We start from the raw sequence: 6,341 nt of genomic DNA, 5'->3' as shown, positions 1-6,341 counted from the left end.
GTGTGTTGCGGTCGCAGGCGGCGAGTGGTGAGTTGAACCCGTTGCTGCGCGGGCTGGTCCGCACTCCCCGCCGCACCGCCACCACCACCACGGCCGACGACGCGGCCGGCTTCGCCGTCAGGCTGGCCGCGCTGCCGGAACGCGAGCAGCACCGCGAACTCCTCGACCTGGTGCGTTCGGCCGCCGCGGCCGTCCTCGGGCACCCGTCCAAGAACGCCGTCGCCGCCGCCCAGGCGTTCAAGGAGACCGGGTTCGACTCGCTCGGCGCGGTGCAGCTGCGCAACCGGCTGGCCCGGGCGACCGGCGTCCGGCTCCCGGCGACGCTGGTCTTCGACCACCCGACCCCGCTCGAACTCGCCCGTCACCTGCGGTCCGAGCTCCTGCCGGAGCCGGAGGCCGGAGCCGCCGCCGGGGGCACCGTGCCGCCGGCCGGCCCGGCTCCGGAGCTGCCGCCCGCGGACGGGCCCGCCATCGCCGACCTGGACATCGACGGTCTCGTCGCCCGCGCGCTGCGCGGCCGTGGCTGACCGTCCCCCGATCCCGCGCTCACCGATCCTTCCCGAAAGGCTGACATGACTACCACCATCGACGGCGCGGCCGCCTCCGACCAGACGGCGAGGCTGGTCGCGGCGCTGCGGGCCGCGCTCCAGGACAACGAGCAACTTGCCTCCGAGAAGGCGAAGTTGGAGGCGGCGGCCACCGAGCCGATCGCCATCGTCGGGATGGCCTGCCGGCTCCCCGGTGACGTCTCCTCCCCGGCCGAGCTGTGGCAGCTGGTCGCCGACGGCCGTGACGGCGTGGCCGAGTTCCCCGAGGACCGCGGCTGGGACCTCGACGGGCTGTTCGACCCCGACCCGGACCGGGCGGGCCGCTCCTACGTCCGCGAGGGCGGGTTCCTGCGCGGCGCCGCGGACTTCGACGCCGCCTTCTTCGGGATCTCGCCGCGCGAGGCGCTCGCCATGGACCCGCAGCAGCGGCTGCTGCTGGAGACGTCCTGGGAGGCCCTGGAGCGGGCCGGCTTCGACCCGGCGGACCTGCGCGGCACGCCGGTCGGTGTCTTCTCCGGCGTGATGTACCACGACTACGCCACCGGGCTGCGGAGCGTGCCCGAGGGGCTGGAGGGCTTCCTCGCCACCGGGACCTCGGGTTCGGTGGCCTCGGGCCGGGTCGCGTACACCCTCGGCCTGGAGGGGCCCGCGATCACCGTCGACACCGCCTGCTCCTCCTCCCTGGTCGCTGTCCACCTGGCCGCCCAGGCCCTGCGCAACGGCGAGTGCGTGCAGGCCCTGGCCGGGGGCGTCGCGGTGATGTCCCAGCCGTCGCCGTTCGTGGAGTTCTCCCGGCAGCGCGGCCTCGCGGTCGACGGCCGGTGCAAGGCGTTCGCCGACGCGGCCGACGGAACCGGCTGGGCGGAGGGTGTGGCCGTCCTGGTGCTGGAGCGGCTGTCGGACGCGCGGCGGCTGGGTCACGAGGTGCTGGCCGTGGTCCGGGGCTCGGCCGTCAACCAGGACGGTGCGTCGAACGGCCTGACCGCGCCCAACGGCCCCGCCCAGCAGCGGGTGATCCGGGCCGCGCTCGCCAACGCCCGGCTGACCGCGGCGGACGTCGACGCGGTCGAGGGCCACGGCACCGGCACGCCGCTCGGCGACCCGATCGAGGCACAGGCGGTGCTCGCCACCTACGGCAGGGGCCGCCCGGCCGAACAGCCGCTCTGGCTGGGCTCGTTGAAGTCGAACCTCGGGCACACCCAGGCGGCTGCCGGGGTCGCGGGCGTGATCAAGATGGTGGAGGCGCTGCGGCACGGTGTGCTGCCGAAGACCCTTCACGTGGACGAGCCGACCCGGCAGGTCGACTGGTCGGCCGGTGAGGTCAGGCTGCTGACCGAGGCCCGGCCGTGGCCCGAGCTGGACCGCCCGCGCCGGGCCGCCGTCTCGGCCTTCGGCGTGAGCGGCACCAACGCCCACGTGATCCTGGAGGAGGCGCCCGCGCCGGAGACGCCCGAGGCGCCGCACGCCCCGGAGGCACCGGAGGTCTCCGCGGCGCCGGACGCCCCGGCGCGCGCCGTCCCGGCCGTCCCCTGGCTGGTGTCCGCCGCCTCGGCCGTCGCCCTGCGTGCCCAGGCCGAGCGGCTGCTCGACTACGCCGACGCGCAGGGCCCGGACCAGACGGCTGCCGCCCGCACGCTCGCCGAGGCCCGGGCGCTCCTGTCGCACCGCGCCGTCGTGGTGGCCGACACGCTGGACGGCCACCGCGGCGGACTGGCCGCGCTCGCGGGCGACGCCGCCGCACCCGGCCTGGTCACCGGCACGGCGGACGTCGCCGGAGAGACCGTCTTCGTGTTCCCGGGTCAGGGTTCGCAGTGGGTGGGGATGGGTCGGCGTCTGTCGGCCGAGTCCCCGGTGTTCGCGCGGGCTCTGGCGGAGGTGGAGGGTGCGCTGAAGCCTTATGTGGACTGGTCGTTGGTGGATGTGGTGAATCAGGTGCCGGGTGCCGCCTCGCTGGAGCGGGTGGACGTGGTGCAGCCGGTGTCGTTCGCCGTGATGGTGGGTCTGGCGCGGGTGTGGGGTTCGCTGGGTGTGGTGCCGGACGCGGTGGTGGGGCATTCGCAGGGTGAGATCGCGGCGGCGCATGTCGCGGGGATCCTGTCGCTGGAGGACGCCGCCGCCGTGGTGGCGCTGCGTTCGCAGGCGATCGCGCGGGGTCTGGCGGGTCGTGGCGGCATGGTGTCCGTGGGCCTGCCCTACGGGCGGGTGGCCGACGGTCTGCCGGCCGGTGTGGAGGTGGCGGCGGTGAACGGGCCGTCGTCCGTGGTGGTGGCCGGTGACCCGGACGCGCTGGACACGCTGGTGGCCGGCTTCGAGGAGCAGGGTGTGCGGGTGCGGCGCGTCCCGGTGGACTACGCCTCCCACACGTCCCACGTCGAGTCGATCGAGGAGGAACTCGCCGAGCTCCTGGCCGCGGTGAGGCCCCGGCCCGCCGCGATCCCGTTCCTGTCGACGGTGGAGGGCCGGTGGTTGGAGGGTCCTGAGCTGGACGGTGGGTACTGGTACCGCAACCTGCGGCAGACCGTCCGCTTCGCCGAGGCCGTCGAGACCCTCGCCGCCGCGGAGTACCGCGCGTTCGTCGAGGTCAGCGCCCACCCGGTGCTCGCCCACAGCATCGTCGAGGCGCTGGAGGCGGCGTCAGTGCGCGAGGCGGCCGTCACCGGCACGCTGCGGCGCGACGAGGGCGGGTGGGACCGCGTCCTGCTCTCGGCCGCCGAACTCCACGTCCGCGGGGTGGAGGTCGACTGGTCGGCCTCCTACGCCGGGGCCGGACCCCTCGCTCCCTCCGAACTCCCGACCTACGCCTTCCAGCACCGGCACTACTGGCTGGAGTCGGTGCCCGTGACGACCCACGCAGGAGAATCCCCGATGGACATCGACACCGCCGAGACCGGCACCGCCGCCGAGGCCGAGGAGGCTCCCGGCGCCGCCCTGGCCCGCCGCCTGGCGGACGGCGGCCCGGAGGAGCAGGAAGCCGTCCTGCTCGACGTGGTCCGCACGGAGGTCGCGGCCGTCCTCGGGCACGAGGGCGCCGACTCCGTCGGCACCGACGACGTCTTCTTCGACATCGGCTTCGTCTCGCTGACCGCCGTCGAACTCCGCAACCGCCTCCAGAACGTCACCGGCCTCGAACTGCCGGCCCTGCTCGTCTTCGACCAGCCCACCCCGGGCAGGCTCGCCAGCCACCTCCGTGTCCTGCTCGACGAGCAGCACACCGAAGGGAAGTGACCGCCGTGATCGACGTCGCCGCCTACCTCAAGGCCCTCGACTACGACGGGCCGCTCGTACCCGACGCCGCCACCCTGCGTGAGCTGCACCGGCGCCACCTGATCGCCATCCCCTACGACTCCTCGCTCAACACCGCGCGCGGCGAGGCCCTCTGGGCGGGCGTGGACATCGACGTCGACGCCGTGTTCGACGCCCTCGTCCTCGGCGGCCGGGGCGGCGTCTGCTACGAGCTCAACGGACTGTTCCTCGCCCTGCTCCGCGAACTGGGCTACGAGACCGGGCTCTTCTCTGCCGGGATCCGCCAGGTCGACGACACCTTCGGGCCGGATCTGGAGCACGTCCTCGGCTTCGTGCGGCTGGACGGCGAGTTCTGGCTGGTCGACGTCGGCTTCGTCGGGCCGTCCTACCTGGAACCGCTGCGGGTGGTGCTCGACGAGGTGCAGTCGCAGGGCGGCACCGACTTCCGCATCGTGCGCGCGGACACCGGCCACCACGTCGTCCAGCGCCGCGGCCGGACCGGTGACTGGCGCGCCGTCTACCGCTTCCACCCGGAGCCGCGCGCGTTCGCGGAGTGGCTCGTCCCCTCGCCGGAGCTGGACCGCTTCGCCCGGGCCCTGGCCGGCTCCGGGATCGTGGTCCGCGGCCGGGCGTTCGAGGGTGGCCAGCGGATCCTGATCGGCACCCGGCTGGTGGTCGTCGAGGACGGCACCGAGCGGGTGCGCGGCCTCGCCGACCCCGAGGAGCACGCCCGGGTGCTCGCGGACATCCTGCGGAAGGGCACGGCCGCCGCATGACGACCGCACCCGCCGCCTCCGCCGTACCGGACACCGCACCGGGCCCCGACGCCGGCACCGGGGACACCGGGACCGACACCGACGTCGCGATCGTCGGCTACGGGCCGGTCGGTCAGACCGCCGCGCTGCTGCTGGCCGCCCGCGGCCACCGGGTCACCGTCCTGGAGCGGTTCCCCCGGCCCTACCCGATGCCGCGCGCGGTCTCCTTCGACGGCGAGTCCGCCCGCATCCTCGCCGCCACGGGTGTCGAGGAGGCGCTCGCCGAGTACGTCGAGTCCTCCCGGGACTACGTGTGGCACAACGCCGACGGCCGCACGCTCTTCCGGGTGGACGTGGAGGACGCCGGCCGTTCCGGCTGGCCCGACTCCAGCGCCGTCTACCAGCCGGGCCTGGAGGCCGTGCTGGCCGCCCACGGCGAGCGCCAACCGGGGCTGCGCGTGCTGCGCGGCCACCGGGTGACGGCCGTCGCCGACCGCGGCGAGGCGGTCGCCCTCACCGTCGACGGCCCCGAGGGCGGCACGCTCACCGCCCGGTGGGTGATCGGCTGCGACGGGGCGAACAGCGTGGTGCGCGAGGAGGCCGGGCTCACCGCCACCGACTTCGCGTTCTTCAACGACTGGCTCACCTGCGACGTCGTCCCGCACGACGGCCGGGAGTTCGTCCCCAACAACCTCCAGGTCTGCGACCCGGCCCGGCCGCGCACGGCCGTCTCCGCCGGTCCGGGCCACCGGCGCTGGGAGTTCATGCGGCTCGACCACGAGTCGCCCGAGGAGTTCGGCAGCGAGGCCAACGTCTGGAAGCTGCTCTCGCTGTTCGACATCGGCCCCGGCAACTCCACGCTGCTGCGGCACGCCGTCTACACCTTCCAGGCGCGGTACGCCGACCAGTGGCGGCGCGGCCGGGTGCTGATCGCCGGGGACGCCGCCCACCTCATGCCGCCGTTCGCCGGGCAGGGCATGTGCTCGGGCTTCCGGGACGCCGCCAACCTGGCCTGGAAGCTCGACCTGGTGCTCACCGGCCGGGCGGGCGAGGGGCTGCTCGACACCTACGCCGCCGAGCGGCGCGAGCACGTGCGGCACGCGCTCACCATGTCGATGGACCTCGGGCGGGTCATCTGCCAGAGCGACCCGGCGGCGGCGCGCGACCGCGACACCGTGATGCTGGCCGCGCAGGAGCGCGCCCGGCAGGGCGCGGCGGTCGGCGCCGCGCGCCCGCGCACCCCGGTCCAGCCGCTCACCGCCGGCCTGCGGCACGGCGGCTTCCCGGCCGGCGACCTCGTCGTCCAGGGGCGCGTCACGGCGGCGGGGCGGCCGGCCGGCCGCTTCGACGACGTGGTGGGGCGCGGCTTCGTGCTGCTCACCACCGAACCGCCGGAGACGCTCCTCTCCGCCGAGGACGGCGCCTGGCTGGCGGAGCTCGGCGGTCACGCCGTGCAGGTCGTCGAGGACGGCGGGCAGGAGCCGCCGCCGGGCGCGGTGGGCGACGTCGACGGGGTCTACCTGCCGTACCTGGCGGGAGCGGGAGCGGGAGTAGGAGCGGGGCCGGGGGCCGGCGCGGTCGCGGTGCTGGTGCGGCCCGACTTCTACGTCTACGGCGCGGCGGCCGACCGGACGGCACTGGCCGGGTTGTTCGCCGCGCTCCGCACCGACCTGGGCGTCTGACCCGCCGCCCCGCCACTCCTGAGCCCGCCGGGGACCGCCCGCCGAGCCCGCCCACCCGGGCGGCCCGGCGGGCGCCGTCGTTCCCGCCGCCACCGCCCCCGCACAGCCACCGG

At 75.4% G+C, this 6,341-nt stretch carries 4 protein-coding genes; all 4 read left to right on the top strand.

Translation table 11 applies throughout. From position 1 onward, the window contains the following. On the top strand, nt 1–527 hold a 527-nt coding region (locus tag ABZY91_RS41005; protein ID WP_355409229.1), incomplete at its 5' end, for an acyl carrier protein. 45 nt (nt 528–572) lie between these two features. After that, nucleotides 573–3,773 (top strand): beta-ketoacyl synthase N-terminal-like domain-containing protein, encoded by a 3,201-nt coding sequence (locus ABZY91_RS41000; RefSeq protein WP_355409227.1) that lies wholly within the window; start codon nt 573–575, stop codon nt 3,771–3,773. Further along, nucleotides 3,770–4,567: an arylamine N-acetyltransferase gene (locus ABZY91_RS40995; protein ID WP_329881600.1), complete on the top strand. Its 798-nt coding sequence runs from the start codon at nt 3,770–3,772 to the stop codon at nt 4,565–4,567. The genes ABZY91_RS41000 and ABZY91_RS40995 overlap by 4 nt, the downstream gene beginning before the upstream one ends. Next, a complete protein-coding gene (locus ABZY91_RS40990; RefSeq protein ID WP_355409225.1) occupies nt 4,564–6,228 on the top strand; it encodes a bifunctional 3-(3-hydroxy-phenyl)propionate/3-hydroxycinnamic acid hydroxylase in 1,665 nt (554 codons plus the stop codon). Before ABZY91_RS40995 ends, ABZY91_RS40990 begins: the two co-directional genes overlap by 4 nt. The last annotated feature ends 113 nt before the right edge of the window (nt 6,229–6,341 follow it).

This window comes from Kitasatospora sp. NPDC002965 (assembly GCF_040611255.1).
Classification (GTDB): Bacteria; Actinomycetota; Actinomycetes; order Streptomycetales; family Streptomycetaceae; genus Kitasatospora.
Note: the sequence above shows the minus strand (reverse complement) of the source record. Positions and strands in the feature narration are given on the sequence as shown.

What these genes read in the sequence shown, in the direction of transcription:
- ABZY91_RS41000 (WP_355409227.1), top strand. Translation starts at nt 573, where the DNA reads ATGACTACCACCATCGACGGCGCGGCCGCCTCCGACCAGACGGCGAGG.
- ABZY91_RS40990 (WP_355409225.1), top strand. Translation starts at nt 4,564, where the DNA reads ATGACGACCGCACCCGCCGCCTCCGCCGTACCGGACACCGCACCGGGC.